Source organism: Maribacter forsetii DSM 18668 (assembly GCF_000744105.1).
Taxonomy (GTDB): Bacteria; Bacteroidota; Bacteroidia; order Flavobacteriales; family Flavobacteriaceae; genus Maribacter; species Maribacter forsetii.
The window spans coordinates 2,750,554-2,764,937 of record NZ_JQLH01000001.1; the positions used below are offsets into that span (position 1 = coordinate 2,750,554).

13 protein-coding genes are annotated in these 14,384 nt (G+C 34.6%); 2 read left to right on the forward strand and 11 right to left on the reverse strand.

Annotated features, from left to right (window positions below):
• Window positions 1-7: 7 nt before the first annotated feature.
• The 4 genes from P177_RS11780 to rpsF form a co-directional block, all read right to left on the reverse strand.
• The gene (locus P177_RS11780) at window positions 8-3,109 is read right to left on the reverse strand and encodes a TonB-dependent receptor (RefSeq protein WP_036158300.1); all 3,102 of its coding nucleotides are present in this window, start codon (window positions 3,107-3,109) and stop codon (window positions 8-10) included.
• A gap of 103 nt (window positions 3,110-3,212) precedes the next feature.
• Window positions 3,213-3,665 (reverse strand): 50S ribosomal protein L9, encoded by a 453-nt coding sequence (gene rplI / locus P177_RS11785; protein ID WP_036154978.1) that lies wholly within the window; start codon window positions 3,663-3,665, stop codon window positions 3,213-3,215.
• 13 nt (window positions 3,666-3,678) lie between these two features.
• On the reverse strand, window positions 3,679-3,975 hold the full coding sequence (gene rpsR / locus P177_RS11790) for a 30S ribosomal protein S18 (RefSeq protein WP_027067300.1): 297 nt from the start codon (window positions 3,973-3,975) through the stop codon (window positions 3,679-3,681).
• Between the two features lie 5 nt (window positions 3,976-3,980).
• A complete protein-coding gene (gene rpsF, locus P177_RS11795) occupies window positions 3,981-4,322 on the reverse strand; it encodes a 30S ribosomal protein S6 (protein ID WP_036154980.1) in 342 nt (113 codons plus the stop codon).
• Window positions 4,323-4,552: 230 nt separating this feature from the next.
• Between rpsF and P177_RS11800 the strand changes: the two genes are divergently transcribed.
• Window positions 4,553-5,245, forward strand: a complete 693-nt coding sequence (locus tag P177_RS11800) for a LytR/AlgR family response regulator transcription factor (protein WP_036154982.1) — start codon at window positions 4,553-4,555, stop codon at window positions 5,243-5,245.
• 55 nt (window positions 5,246-5,300) lie between these two features.
• On the opposite strand, the gene priA is transcribed toward P177_RS11800, so the two are convergent.
• The 4 genes from priA to nadC are packed head-to-tail and all read right to left on the reverse strand — an operon-like array spanning window position 5,301 to window position 10,022.
• The gene (gene priA / locus P177_RS11805) at window positions 5,301-7,757 is read right to left on the reverse strand and encodes a replication restart helicase PriA (protein WP_036158302.1); all 2,457 of its coding nucleotides are present in this window, start codon (window positions 7,755-7,757) and stop codon (window positions 5,301-5,303) included.
• Between the two features lie 2 nt (window positions 7,758-7,759).
• Window positions 7,760-8,200 (reverse strand): DUF2147 domain-containing protein, encoded by a 441-nt coding sequence (locus P177_RS11810; protein ID WP_036154984.1) that lies wholly within the window; start codon window positions 8,198-8,200, stop codon window positions 7,760-7,762.
• The gene (locus tag P177_RS11815; RefSeq protein WP_036154986.1) at window positions 8,197-9,165 is read right to left on the reverse strand and encodes a YihY/virulence factor BrkB family protein; all 969 of its coding nucleotides are present in this window, start codon (window positions 9,163-9,165) and stop codon (window positions 8,197-8,199) included. Before P177_RS11815 ends, P177_RS11810 begins: the two co-directional genes overlap by 4 nt.
• Window positions 9,165-10,022 (reverse strand): carboxylating nicotinate-nucleotide diphosphorylase, encoded by an 858-nt coding sequence (gene nadC / locus P177_RS11820; protein ID WP_036154989.1) that lies wholly within the window; start codon window positions 10,020-10,022, stop codon window positions 9,165-9,167. Before nadC ends, P177_RS11815 begins: the two co-directional genes overlap by 1 nt.
• A gap of 65 nt (window positions 10,023-10,087) precedes the next feature.
• On the opposite strand from nadC, the gene rlmH reads away from it, so the two are divergent.
• Window positions 10,088-10,561, forward strand: coding sequence for a 23S rRNA (pseudouridine(1915)-N(3))-methyltransferase RlmH (gene rlmH / locus P177_RS11825; RefSeq protein ID WP_036154991.1), 474 nt, complete (start codon window positions 10,088-10,090; stop codon window positions 10,559-10,561).
• A gap of 9 nt (window positions 10,562-10,570) precedes the next feature.
• On the opposite strand, the gene P177_RS11830 is transcribed toward rlmH, so the two are convergent.
• The 3 genes from P177_RS11830 to P177_RS11840 form a co-directional block, all read right to left on the reverse strand.
• Complete coding sequence (locus tag P177_RS11830; protein ID WP_167333112.1) at window positions 10,571-11,368, reverse strand: type IV pili methyl-accepting chemotaxis transducer N-terminal domain-containing protein; 798 nt, start codon at window positions 11,366-11,368, stop codon at window positions 10,571-10,573.
• Between the two features lie 193 nt (window positions 11,369-11,561).
• On the reverse strand, window positions 11,562-13,454 hold the full coding sequence (serA, locus tag P177_RS11835) for a phosphoglycerate dehydrogenase (protein WP_036158305.1): 1,893 nt from the start codon (window positions 13,452-13,454) through the stop codon (window positions 11,562-11,564).
• A gap of 140 nt (window positions 13,455-13,594) precedes the next feature.
• Entirely contained in the window at window positions 13,595-14,383 is a 789-nt protein-coding gene (locus P177_RS11840) for an alpha/beta fold hydrolase (protein WP_036154995.1), read from the reverse strand.
• Window position 14,384 lies beyond the last annotated feature (1 nt).

Here is a 14,384-nt window from a genome sequence, read left to right on the forward strand (position 1 = left end):
TAAAAACTTAGAAGATATATCTCAATCCTACTTGTGCTTGCCATCTAGATAATAAACTAGCATCGTACCCAAAAGTTTCTGTTAAATCAGAACTAAACGTATACGTAGGTACGTTTGTATCCGAATCTACAGATACACCAATAGGTTGTACTGCGTTAGGTTGTTGTACCAAGCCCCAATCAGAACTGATCAAGTTACCTATGTTCAACACATCTACACTAAATTGAATGGTATTGGTTTTACCTTCAGATACAGTGATTTTATAATCTTGTAAGAACTTAACGTCCCAACGCCCTCTCCATGGCGCTAAAGCTCCGTAACGCTCTGCATATTGACCTCTGCGACCACTTAAGTAATCGTCTTGAGCAATGTACGCATCAAAAGCTGTTCCTTGACCAGCACCTGAAAATTGCATTTGTCCTATTTCTGCAGATGTAGGCACATAAATTAGGTCATTGATACCAGAACCGTCACCATTAATATCTCCACCATAAGTATAGTTGAATCTACCACCTTGAGCATATTCAAAGAACGTAGAAAGTGTAGTAGCCCATTTACCGTATTGCCAGTTTTTACTAGCTACACCAATGAATCTATGCTTATCTCCATATTTTGATGGCGCTAGTACATCTGCATTGGCATCATTGATAATTGGGTTACCTGCAAAAGCATCTGATGTTATCTCTGCTTCAATTGAATTCACATCTTTAGCATCTAAATAACTATACGCCAACATAGTATACAAACCATTGCTGAAGTTTTTCTGAGCTTTTAAAGATGCATTCCAAATTCTACCTTTATTAGAGTTTGTAAATACAAAAGGTCCAGCTCCAAATCCTTCAGAATTCAATAAATCGTTCGAGGTATAAATTGCTCTATTATCTACTCCTGCCAAGTTAGAAGAAGGCGACGTTAATGCCCAATTCTGCACATGAGGACCATTAATATCTTTAGTATACGATACATCTGCCGTAAGCACCATACCATTATCTAAACGCTTATCTGCGCCTAAGTTTGTTCTCCATACTTGTGGAAACTTATAATCTGGATCAACAGCCTGCAAGAAAAATACGTCTGGAGAAGAAATCTGATTTCCTAACCATACGAATGGGAAACGACCGGTAAACAGACCAGAACCACCACGCAATTGAAATGATTTATCATCATAAACATCATAGTTAAAACCAACTCTTGGAGATATCAACCAATCGTTAGAAGGCATTTGCGTGTTATCTATAAATACAGTTTCCCCTGTATTAGGATTTTGGTATGGCTGATCAGCTATAACAAAACCTCTATCAATAACATCTTGTGCTTTTTCTGCAGAGTCAAAGAACAAAGGCTTATCAAAACGAACACCATATGTTAATTTGAATTTCTCATTTACATTCCATTCATCTTGAACATAAAAAGCTAATTGACCCACATTAGTTTCTGCCAATGCCCAACCTTCACCATCTGGAACTGCATTATTTGCATTAAATGTTGCTTGTGGACCAGCAAAATCATAGGTAGTTGCATCAAAATCCGCAATATCTACGCTTCCAAATTTTGAAAATCCGTAAGCTGTTAGATTAAAAGAATTATCGAACATAAACTTCTCTAATGAGAAACCTACGGTATATGTATGATCACCTTTATAGAAATTAAGATTGTTCGTTATCTGAAATACCTTTTGATCCAATCTATTATGCGCAGAAAAAGGCTCATGCCCAGCAATTATATAATTAGACCCGTCTTTAGCTATATTAATTGAAGGTGCGGGTGTAGAAAACGGGTTTCTATAATCGTCAAAGTGGGTATATCCTACTTGTAACTTGTTTGAAGCCGTTTCCGATAAGGTCGAGTTCAATTCAACTTGAATAGACTTTAGGTCATTATTTATTTCATATCCTGAATTCTGAAACTGTAATGTGTTTGCATTAGGACCTCTAAATTGTATTGCCGTTGGGTGTGCAGGTTTCTCTTGTGAAGATTTCAAAAAGTTATAAATAACAGCCAAACGATTGTTATCATTAATATTCCAATCTAACTTTAAAAGACCTTTGGTAGATTCTGCATCATGCGTATATCCTGTATAAGCACCAGGATCATAACCAACCGCTAAAAGCTGATCTCTAACCGCGATTAAATCGCTTTCTAAAACCCTAGATTCATTAATTGCTCCAGAACCGGTGTTTGGCACCCAGCCATTTGTACCTAAATCTGTACGTTCATCTCTTTCAAAGTTGGCAAAGAAAAATAATTTGTTTTTTACAATTGGTCCGCCGATACTAACTCCGTACTGACTTTGATCCAATTTAGGCTTAACGATGTCATCACCTTTAATTTTACCACCGGTCATATCTTCATTTCTGAAAAAACCATACACCGTACCGTGAAATTCATTAGAACCACTTTTAGTAACAGCATTTACAGAAGCTCCTGTAAATCCTGATTGAGTAACATCATAGGGTGCCGTAGAAACCTGAATTTGCTCAATGGCATCTAATGATATTGGTTGCGAATTTGTCTGACCTCCTGGTGTAGCAGCATCTAAACCAAATGGGTTGTTGAAAATTGCTCCATCCAATGAAAAGTTGTTGAACTGGTCATTTCTACCTCCAAAAGAATTACCACTAGCGGTAGGCTCTAAACGTGTAAAATCTTGTGCTGAACGTGAAATAGTCGGTAATCTTGTTAATTCTCTTCTACCTACACTAGTTTCTGCACCTGTTCTATCGCTACTAAAAGTACCTGAACGATCAGAAACAACCGTAACCTCGTCTAATGCCTGACTTTCACTCGCCAACTTAACATCAACATTGAACGTTTGACCTAAAGATAAATTTACATCCGTAAGCAAATAAGGCTTAAAGCCTACATAAGAAATTTCAACCGTGTAAGGACCACCAACACGAAGGTTTAAAAGGTTGAATCTACCATCTTCATTGGTAATTGATCCATATTTTGTTCCTGTTGGGGTGTGAATAGCGACAATATTAGCGCCAAATAGTGATTGATCTTGATCATCCATTACCAAACCTCTAATATTAGAGGTAGTAACTTGACCATAGGTTGCACTTACAAAAAGCAGCAACAGCAATTGAAAAAACAAGTTGTTTTTCATTTTTATTGGTTTTGAGTTATTTATGAGTTCTTTAACAAACATACCAATAAAAAAAGAGCTATGCACGCATAGCTCTTTTAAATTTATCAACTTAGATAGTTAATTATTTCTGTTCCGCAACTACTTCGAAACCAAAATCAACAATCACCTCACGGTGTAATCTAATTTGTGCATTGTAAGGTCCAGTTCTTTTAACTGCACCACCTTGAATACTAATGAATTTTTTGTCAATTGAATGACCTTCTTTTTCAATTGCATCAGCCAAATCACCATTAGTAACAGAACCGAATAATTTATCGGCTGCACCAGTCTTTGCAGTGATTTTTAATTCTAAAGCTTTTAATGCTTCTTCTACTTTCTTAGCAGCATCAACAACTTTTTTATCTTTATGTGCTCTTTGCTTTAAGTTCTCAGCTAAAACTTTTTTAGCAGAAACAGTAGCCATAGTAGCTAAGCCTTGTGGTATAAGGAAATTTCTTCCGTAACCGTTCTTAACATTTACTACGTCGTCTTTAAAACCTAAATTTTGTACGTCTTCTTTTAATATAAGCTCCATGATTCTTTTCTTATTATTTTAATAAATCAGCAACATATGGCATTAACGCCAAATGACGAGCTCTCTTTACGGCTTGTGCCACTTTTCTTTGATACTTCAATGAAGTTCCTGTAAGTCTTCTAGGTAACAATTTACCTTGCTCGTTTACCAACTTCAATAAAAAATCAGCATCTTTATAATCTACGTACTTAATACCAGATTTTTTAAAACGACAATACTTCTTCTTAGTGTTGGTTTCAATGTTTAATGGAGTAAGATATCTGATCTCTCCATCTTTTTTTCCTTTTGCCTGTTGTTGTAATGTTGCCATAATACTTAAGCTTTAGCGGTTTTGTTTCTTGTTCTTCTTTTTTCTGCCCATGCAATTGCGTGCTTGTCCAATTTAACGGTCAAGAAACGCATAACACGTTCATCTCTTCTAAACTCTTGCTCGTAAGGTGTAACTACCTCACCAGAGTTAGTAAATTCAAACAAGTGGTAAAATCCACTTTTTTTGTTTTGAATAGGATAAGCTAACTTCTTTAGCCCCCAGTTCTCTTTAGCTACCATTTTGGCGCCATTGTTAATTAAGAAATCTTCGAATTTCTTAACTGTTTCCTCTATCTGAACATCAGATAGAACGGGATTCAAAATGAAAACAGTTTCGTAATGGTTCATATTATATTTGTTTTTAAGGAGTGCAAAAATAGATATTTTTTTAAAATAATTATAAGAAATGCGAATATTCTTCGTTATTGAATGGTAACAACATTAAAAATTAATCCAAATCTTAAATATTATATCATTACCAAATACACGATCAACAGTGCATTGTTCACATCTTTTATTGCAGTTCAGCATGTTTTTTCGGTTCTTTGTCGATGATTTAACCCCACAAATCAACCCTTATGAAGTTAAGAAGTATCATCGTTGACGAATCATCCATGCAAAGGATGGCCGTTGCCAAGTTGGTAAACAATCATCCGAATTTGACTATGGTAGCTGAATACAGTAATGCTATCGAGGCTAAAAACGGAATCAAGAACCATGAGATAGATCTTATTTTTCTTGATGTTGAAATGCCAATCATTACAGGATTCGACCTACTGGAGTCCCTAGAAAACAGTCCTCAGGTAATTTTGATTACCGGTAAACCAGATTATGCACTTAAAGCATTTGACTATGATGTAACGGATTATTTACATAAACCGATTACCATGGCACGTTTTGACGCATCTGTTAAAAGAGCTGTAGCAAATTACGAACAACTGCACAGAGTCAATGAAGACGAAGAGCATATTTTTGTAAAGAGTAACCTAAAGAAAAGAAAGGTTATCTTGAATGATATTAAGTGGATCGAAGCACTTGGTGACTATATAAAATTAGTAACTGACGAAGCTAATATCGTAATCTTATCAACAATGAAATCTTTTGAAAAGCAACTGCCAGAAGATAAGTTTTTAAGAATTCACAAATCATATATCATTAACCTAGAAAAGGTTGAAAAATTCAACAGTAAGAATGTTGAAGTTAGCGGTAGATCAATACCTCTAAGTAGAAATAAAAAGACAGAACTAGCCGAAGCGCTAAGTAACGTATAATATATGGTATAATTTTACTTTCAAAAAAGACCGCTAATTAGCGGTCTTTTTTAGTTTATATATGGTCTACATTATATACGACCCTAACACTTCTATACATTGCCACGGCTTTAAACGATTTTTCTATTCGTCTAATATTCGCTTTTGTTTGTGCAAGGGAATGTGCTTTTTGAACTTTGATTACAATATGTTTTAAATATTGATTTCTAATTCTTGCCACTGGCGGGTATTCTGGTCCTAATACGGTTCCTCCAAAATTAGTACGTAATGCACCTGCAAACCAATCTGCAGCTTCATTTAGAATATTGTAATTTTTATGTTTAAATGTAACTTTGATAATTCTATTTACCGGAGGATATTTAAACTGCTCCCTTTCATACAATTGTTCTGTATACATACCCTCATAATCACCGGTGGTTACTTGTTTTAATATTTGATGATACGGATTATAGGTCTGAATAATTACACGACCTCTTTTCTTGGTGCGCCCTGCCCTACCCGATACTTGGGTCAATAATTGATAGGTTCTTTCATGAGCACGATAATCTGGGAAATTCAAAAGTGAATCGGCATTCATTACACCCACCAAATTCACGTTTCTAAAATCCAGCCCTTTAGTTACCATTTGGGTACCTACCAAAATATCCAATTCTTGCTGTTCAAAAGCGGTAATTATCTTTTCGTAACCGTGTTTACCTCGCGTAGTATCTAAATCCATTCTACCTACTTTAGCTTCGGGAAATAATCCAGATACTTCTTTCTCTATTTGTTCAGTACCAAAACCTTTGGTATCCAATTCTGGACTACCACATGCAAAACAAATTTCTGGCAATGCCGTATGATGACCACAGTAGTGGCAACGTAATTGTTTTCTATATTGATGATAGGTTAAACTAACATCGCAATTTGGGCATTGTGGGGTATGACCACATGTTAAACACTCCATTAATGGAGCAAAACCCCTTCTATTCTGAAAAAGTATGATTTGTGCACCTTCCCTTAACGTCTCTTCCATTTCCATAAATAGACGTTCAGAGAAATGACCTTTCATCTTTCTTTTTCTAGAAGCTTCTTTAATATCTACCAGTTCCATTTCTGGCATAAGCACATTACCATAACGCCTGGTTATTTCTGCATAGCCATATTTACCTGTCTGCACATTGTAATAACTTTCTACACTTGGTGTTGCCGAACCTAGCAGTATATTTGCCTTATGTAGATGCCCTAAAACAATTGCCGCATCTCTTGCATGATATCTTGGCGCAGGATCAAATTGCTTAAAAGAACTCTCATGCTCTTCATCTACAATGACCAACCCCAACTTACTAAACGGCAAGTACATTGCCGATCTAGCCCCAATAACTAATTGGGCTTTAGGTTTTGCTTGCAAAACATTTTGCCAAACTTCTACACGTTCTTGTACATTATACTTAGAATGGTAAATAGCGATTTTTTCACCAAAATACTCTTGCAGTCTACTGATCAACTGTGTGGTCAAGGCTATTTCAGGCAACAGATATAATACCTGCAAACCTTTTTCCAAACATTCTTCTATCAGCTTTACATAAACTTCGGTCTTACCAGAAGATGTTACTCCTTTTAACAAAGTGACTTTTCCGGTTTCAAATGAAGATTTAATATCTACAAGTGCAGTCTTTTGATATTCATTTAATTCTTTGGTTTCAGAATTATCTGCTTCACCATCATAATTGACCCGATCGGTCTTTATGTAATATTCTTCTAAAATACCCTTATCTACCAATGACTTTATGACTGATTTAGAGGTATTACTAGACGCTTCAAGCTCAGAAATCTTGATTGGATGTTGACTTTTACCCTGTAACTGAAATAAAGAAAGTACAACTTGACTTTGCTTTGGCGCCCTGGTCAATGTTTTTAAAAGTTCTTCTAGTTTTTCGTCGGAAGTATGTTCTGCACCTAATTTCACATACCTAACCAACTTTGGCTTGTATTGTTCGTAAACTTCCTCTTTTAATACAATTACTTTTTTCTCTAATAATCGCTTAAGAATTGGCAGCACATTTTTACGCTCTATTATAGCGGAAACTTCTTGAACTTTTAATATAGTTTGATGTTGCAAAGCTTCGAACACCAAAAACTCATCATCTAAAAGTTCGTTTTCATCTATTTCGTTTTCCCTATTCCTTAGAACCAAAGTTTCGCTCTCTAATAGAAAAGCACTAGGAAGTGCACTGCGTACCACTTCTCCTAACGAACACATATAATAGGACGCTATCCATTCCCAATGTTTTAACTGAGTTGGGTTTACAATTGGATAATCGTCTAATAATTGGTGAATTTCCTTTGCCTCGTAGACTTCTGGCGGATTCTGATGAATACTCTGAACTACACCGGTATATATCTTTGATTTACCAAAAGGCACTGCTACACGCATTCCAGGTTGCAGTAATGCCGCCTCTTCAGCAGTTATACTATACGTAAAACTTTTCTCTAACGGAATTGGTAATATTACATTAATAAAGTTCGCCATAATTATCCTTCCACCCGTAGCCATGTTTGGGTTCTATAGATAAATGCTAAATAACCACGGACTTTCAACTCATCTGGATTATCTGGATTCAACCATATCTTAAAACGAAAAGTCATTGCTTGTTCTGGGTCAAATAAACGCTTTCCTTTCCATTCCCCATCATCGTGTAACTCACCACCGGTAATAATTTCCATACCGGTTACAGGTTTATCTTTTAAGTCTCCGTCACATTTATCACAAATTCTATTTTCTTGTCCTTCTTCTAAAATCTTAACAACCTTGCCATACATTAATCCATCTTTTTTATAGATTTCAATAACGCCTTTAGGCAGACCGGTGCGGTCATCAATAGTTTTCCACGTACCAAAAACCGATTGTGCAGAAATGCTCATTGAAATAAATAATGTTAAGAGGATACTTAATTGTACAGTTTTATTTATCATTCTTTTTTAGTGATTTTACGTAATGTGTTGAGAGATGCGTTAAGCTCAAACCCAAGTAGCAATATATTAGAATTTAACCAGATGTAGACCATTAAAATCAATAATCCCCCTAAAGCTCCATATAATTCATTGTACCTAGCAAACTTTTCAACGTAAATACCAAAAAGATACGAGGTCAATAAAAATAAAACCGTTGTCATTAATGCCCCAAAAGAAAAAAACTTCGCTTGCTTACCTTCTCTAGTACCAAAATAATAGAGTATGGCAGTTGTGAAATACGATAGAATTATAAAAAATAACACTTTTGCTATTTGTACACCTACCACTTCGTCTTCTCCTAATATATACCCACCTTGCTTAGCAGCAAACTCAGATAAATACCCTAATACGTAAAATTCAAAGTATATGTATGCTACAAAACCCACTATAACTAGAATTCCCAGAATTAAACCTACCATCAATGCATATAAATACTGTCTAAAAAAATGTCTTGTTAGTTTTATATGATACGATGTTTCAAAGCCACCGAATATAGAGTTGACCCCGTTGGCTATTAAGAATATTGACAATAAAAATGCCGATGACAACAAACCACCTCGCTTCTGATCTTTTATCTGTGTAAATACTTCACCAAAATAATCACCTGTAGCACTTGGTAAAAAGGACTCTAAAAACAACTGGAATTGTACGTCAAAATCACCATGCTCAATACTAATATATGACACTAAAAATGGCACCAATGTAACCATAAAAATTATTAATGGAAATAATGCCATAAATAAACTAAAAGCAATTGCACTAGCACGTGTAGACAATGTACCTCTTAATATACCAAGCACATACATCTCAATAAGGTCATAAATAGAAAGCCCCTCAAAACCGGGTAGCCTGATTTGTTTCAAAAACCTGACCAACCAATTTACAACGGGAATTTTTTCTAGCTTTTCTTCGACCTCTAAAGACATTAAACCGCTTTTAAACTCAAATCTAAATTATAAACCGAATGTGTTAATGCACCTGAAGAAATATAATCTACACCACATTCTGCATATTCACGAATTGTTTTTTCATTGATACCACCAGAGGATTCGGTCAAACAAATATCACCTATTAATTTAACAGCTGTGCGGGTATCCTCGTAATTAAAGTTATCTATTAATATGCGGTATACGCCCTCTGACTCTAAAATTTCTTTGATCTCCTCTAAGTTCCTAGCTTCAACGATTATCTTTAAATCACGACCCGTTTCTTTTAAATAGTTCTTTGTCTTATTGATTGCTTTGGTAATTCCGCCTGCAAAATCAATATGATTATCTTTCAACATGATCATATCATACAACGCAAATCTATGATTTTCGCCACCTCCAATTTTTACCGCCCACTTCTCTAGCGCACGTATACCCGGTGTAGTTTTTCTAGTATCCAAAATTTTGGTACCCGTACCTTTTAAAAGATTAACGAACATATTGGTCTTAGTAGCTATTGCACTCATTCTTTGCATAGCGTTCAAGACCAAACGTTCAGCTTTTAATATGCTTTGTGAACTACCTTCTATATAAAACACGATATCACCGTGACTTACCGGCGTACCATCTTCTATCAATTTCTCTATCTTTAAATTAGGGTCAACAAAATAGAAAACAAGTTCGGCAAAATCTACACCAGCAATTATCCCTTCATCTTTTACCAACAACTTAGCTTTTCCTGTTGCTGTACCTGGAATACATGCCAACGAACTATGATCACCATCACCTACATCTTCTCTAATGGCATTTGCTATGATTAATTTTATTTCTTCTTTAAATTGTTCTTCTGAAATCATATGTAATAAATCTATTGTATCGCTAATTTACAAATCCATTTGCGAAATTGATTTACTTTTGACATATGACTATAAAACTTTTGGCTATTGGCAAAACCGATAGCAAACAACTACAAGAATTAATTGCAGTATATCAAAAGCGATTACAGCATTATGTAAATTTTGAAATAGAATTAATTCCAGATTTAAAGAAGACAAAGAATCTATCTGAAGACCAACAGAAAGACAAAGAAGGTGAGCTTATTCTTAAAAGATTATCTACTACAGATGTTTTAATACTTTTTGATGAAAAAGGAAAACAATATACCTCTGTTGAATTTTCTACCTTTTTACAAAAGAAGATGAATTCTGGCATAAAGCAAGTGGTATTCTTAATTGGCGGTCCTTACGGTTTCAGTAACGAAATATATGCGAAAGCTTCTGGGAAAATAAGTTTATCTAAAATGACCTTTTCCCATCAAATGGTACGTTTATTTATAACCGAACAGGTGTACAGGGCATTTACCATTCTAAAGAATGAACCTTACCATCATCAGTAAACAAAAGGGCTAAGCTTGTTTTTCTAAAGATTTTACCATGTTATTGGAAACGACCTCAAGGTCTGTAAGCTCTTCCATTAGAAATGATATGAGTTCTTCTTTATGTGCTATGTTTTTTTCAATCTTCAACACATGGTTATAATTCCTTATATTCTTCATGTGCGAGTCAAAAGCATGGGTCTGATGCCAATTGATTTCTTTTAATTTTTGATTTTGAATTGCCATCTTTTTTATTGATGGATTAATGAAGAAGAAAATTTCAAAGATTAAAATCAATAATGAAAAAACTGCTAATTCCAATTCAATAATCATTAAGGTTTTTACATCTTCTTGGGCCGCTGATTGAAATTGCCCTACTATAGTATCCATAATTACCAAAAACTGATCCGTTTCTGACGACAGTTTTTCTATATCAACTGATTTTAACTGTGTGAAATCATCAAGAGTTTCCATCATATACTTTAAATGGGGTTGCAGTTTATTAAAGTTATTCTGCACTTCTTCATTATCCAGTTTTGGAATACCTGTAGCATCATTCCCTTGTTGTAAAGAGATATTCGCATTTGCCAACTTATTCATAGCCATACGCAACTTTCCAAAATCGCACGTACCGTATTTACATTCGTAAACATGTTTCATAATAGACTGAGAAAGCATTCTTTGCCTACCAGCTTCATTAATTCTTAATGAATCTTGTCTTTGTTTGGACAATGAATACTGAATAATAGATTGTATTAATATGGTTAACACAATTACGGTAAACACCAACAGATAGTAGTTATTAAACTTACCAGATTTTAATTTCACTAAAACCTTTTTAAACATAATTAAAGATATTTCCTACAAATTGTAAATGCATCCCTACCATAACCGTTTTATCTTAAAAATGTTGTAATAAAAAGGTAAAACCTGAACAAAAAAAAGTGCAAGTTTTTCAACTTGCACTTTTACTATAAGTATTTATAAAATTAAAACCTTGTGGTAATCACAATTAAAACATCTAGTATAGAACTCTAAATTTAATGGTGTTCTCTACTTTCTTAAGTTCTTTAATTACCTCTTTGTTGTATTCCTTATCCAAATCGGTAATTACATAACCAACTTCATTGTCCGTAGATAAATATTGGCTTGTAATATTTAATTCATACTGAGCCAACACCTTGTTGATTTTCGCCATAATGCCCGGTACGTTTTTATGAATATGTAAAAAACGGTGCGATTTATTTTGTTTTGGCAACCGAATATTCGGGAAATTAACCGCATCTACAGTGTTACCTGAGTTGATATAATCCATAATTTTATTAGGTACGAAATCAGCAATATCACGCTGTGCTTCTTCTGTACTACCACCAACATGCGGCGTAAGAATTACATTAGGAAAACCTTGTAATTTTGTTTGAAAGTCACCATTACTTCTTGGCTCATCTGGATACACATCAATTGCTGCACCACCAACGTGGCCATTCTTCAATCCTTCTGCCAAGGCATCAATATCTACAACGAAACCTCTAGAAAGATTAATCAGCATAGCACCTTTTTTCATTTGCTTTAATTCGCGCTCTCCAATAAAGTTTTTATTTGCCTTATTATCATCAATATGCAAGGTAACTACATCAGACACACCTAACAGGTCTTCTAAAGTATTGCATTTGACAGCATTACCTAACGCTAACTTATCATCTACATCATAGTAATAAACCCGCATACCCATTGCTTCAGCTAAAACGGATAATTGCTTACCGATATTTCCATATCCAACAATACCTAGGTTTTTACCACGCACTTCACGAGAACCGGCTGCTGTTTTTTGCCATTGTCCTTCATGTATCTCCCTACTACGGTCAAATACACTACGCATTAACATAATAATTTCACCTATAGCCAATTCAACAACTGATCGCGTATTACTATAAGGAGCGTTAAAGGCGACAACACCTTTTTTCTTTGCCGTTTCTAAGTCTATTTGCGTTGTACCTATACAAAAAGCACCAACAACTAATAATTTGTCAGCAGCATCTAAAACAGCTTTTGTTACCTGAGTCTTAGAACGAATACCAAGAACGTGAACGCCCTTAATTTTTTCGATCAGCTCCTCCTCTGGTAAACTATGTTTGATCAATTCAACGGAAAAACCGTCTTCTGATAAATTATCGAATGCAGCGGTGTGCACATTTTCTAATAATAGAACCTTAATTCTATTCTTTGGGTACGAGATATTTCTTGGCAATTTGTTCACAAATAAAAATTCATCTAAACTTGGTGTAACATAATCCGCATTGTTAGCGGCTTTTTCTCTATGCACGTTTTCGGTATATGCAAAAAACTTATCTGCAATACCTGCCTCGCGCATTACATAATCACTGTAACCATCTCCAATCACTTGAACTTCTCCATCCAAATTCATTTGCTTTAAGCAATCAATCTTGCCGTTATGCTGAGATAACACATTTTTTTCATCGAAACCGATGATATTTCCTTCCTCGTCGAATTTAAAAGTATTTGCATACACTCGATCAGATGGTATATTGTATTCTTTTACAATAGGATCAATAAACTCTTTGAAACCGCAAGATATTACATAAATATCATCCGCATACTTTTCAAAAAACTCTTTATTAGCGGCGATGGACTTAGAAATTTTATTTCTAAGATTTTCTACTAAACCCTCTAAATCTTCTTTTTTAGCATGTAATAATTTAATTCGACGTTCCAAAGACTCGGTAAACGAAATATCACCGTCTATACCTAAATTGGTAATTTTCTGTATTTCCTGAATTACCTCGTCTTTGTTTGACCTTCCTTCTAAAGTCATTTCAGCAAGTACATCTAAGGCTTCTACCCTAGTCAATGTACTGTCGAAATCAAAAACATATTTTCTACTTACTTCTACCATCATTTTCTTTTGGTTAGATAGGAATTTTTGGTTCTAAAAATAAGAAACAAAAGTAAAAATTTAATTTATCCTGATATACGATATCTTGTAAATAAAACAAAAAGGTTAGGTTATGATGCAAATTAACAAAATGGCTTCTTTTATTCTAAAAATTGAACTACTGAATTTGAAAAGGCCTGAGTTTTAAAAGTACCGTTATGATCACCAACTACTTTAATCAATTCTCCGTTTTCAAAATTATGGCTCAGGTCTTTTGCATCTCCATTTTCAATATCTTCATCACCACATATTACCAAGACATCAATCTCTATTTTATTTAATTCACCAATTGATGTTACCGGTTGGTACTTTTGTTGCAAATGTAAGGAACGTAAATCTGCATTAATAGATTTTGCATAATCTACCGCTCCTTTGGTAATGTCATTGACATTACCATTAAAAGCTCTAGAGAACATCATTCTTCTATCCCAATTTGGGTTGGTAAAATCTATTCCCATTCCACCTAAAACCGCCTTTTCTATTCTATTATCTTCCGTTAGTAATTTTGCCAAAACAATACTTCCTCTAGAATAACCAACAGCCTTATACCTATCAATATTTAGATGATTCATTAACAGCACCAAATCTTTAACTTCGGCATTGTTTTGATATGCTTCTTCGCTTTGCGGCTTATCAGAATCGCCATTACCACGTAAATCAGGAATGATTACTCGGTAACCGGCTTCCAATAAATCTTTCCTTAGAGCTGTTTTTTCCCAAGATTTTCTAGAGTTTATAAATCCGTGTAACAATAATACCACCTCTCCGTTACCTTCATCGGTATAGACAATTTGTACACCGTCAAATGATTTAAATTTGTTTGATTGAGAATTAATTGCTTGAGAGAAGATTATCAGTAAAAAACAGAGTAAAAAATATCTTGTGGACATT

Coding starts and splice junctions, on each gene's coding strand:
- P177_RS11780 (WP_036158300.1), bottom strand. CDS start 3,109: ATGAAAAACAACTTGTTTTTTCAATTGCTGTTGCTGCTTTTTGTAAGT.
- nadC (WP_036154989.1), bottom strand. CDS start 10,022: ATGATTTCAGAAGAACAATTTAAAGAAGAAATAAAATTAATCATAGCA.
- P177_RS11810 (WP_036154984.1), bottom strand. CDS start 8,200: ATGATAAATAAAACTGTACAATTAAGTATCCTCTTAACATTATTTATT.
- rpsF (WP_036154980.1), bottom strand. CDS start 4,322: ATGAACCATTACGAAACTGTTTTCATTTTGAATCCCGTTCTATCTGAT.
- serA (WP_036158305.1), bottom strand. CDS start 13,454: ATGGTAGAAGTAAGTAGAAAATATGTTTTTGATTTCGACAGTACATTG.
- rpsR (WP_027067300.1), bottom strand. CDS start 3,975: ATGGCAACATTACAACAACAGGCAAAAGGAAAAAAAGATGGAGAGATC.
- rlmH (WP_036154991.1), top strand. CDS start 10,088: ATGACTATAAAACTTTTGGCTATTGGCAAAACCGATAGCAAACAACTA.
- P177_RS11800 (WP_036154982.1), top strand. CDS start 4,553: ATGAAGTTAAGAAGTATCATCGTTGACGAATCATCCATGCAAAGGATG.
- P177_RS11840 (WP_036154995.1), bottom strand. CDS start 14,383: ATGTCCACAAGATATTTTTTACTCTGTTTTTTACTGATAATCTTCTCT.
- P177_RS11815 (WP_036154986.1), bottom strand. CDS start 9,165: ATGTCTTTAGAGGTCGAAGAAAAGCTAGAAAAAATTCCCGTTGTAAAT.
- rplI (WP_036154978.1), bottom strand. CDS start 3,665: ATGGAGCTTATATTAAAAGAAGACGTACAAAATTTAGGTTTTAAAGAC.
- priA (WP_036158302.1), bottom strand. CDS start 7,757: ATGGCGAACTTTATTAATGTAATATTACCAATTCCGTTAGAGAAAAGT.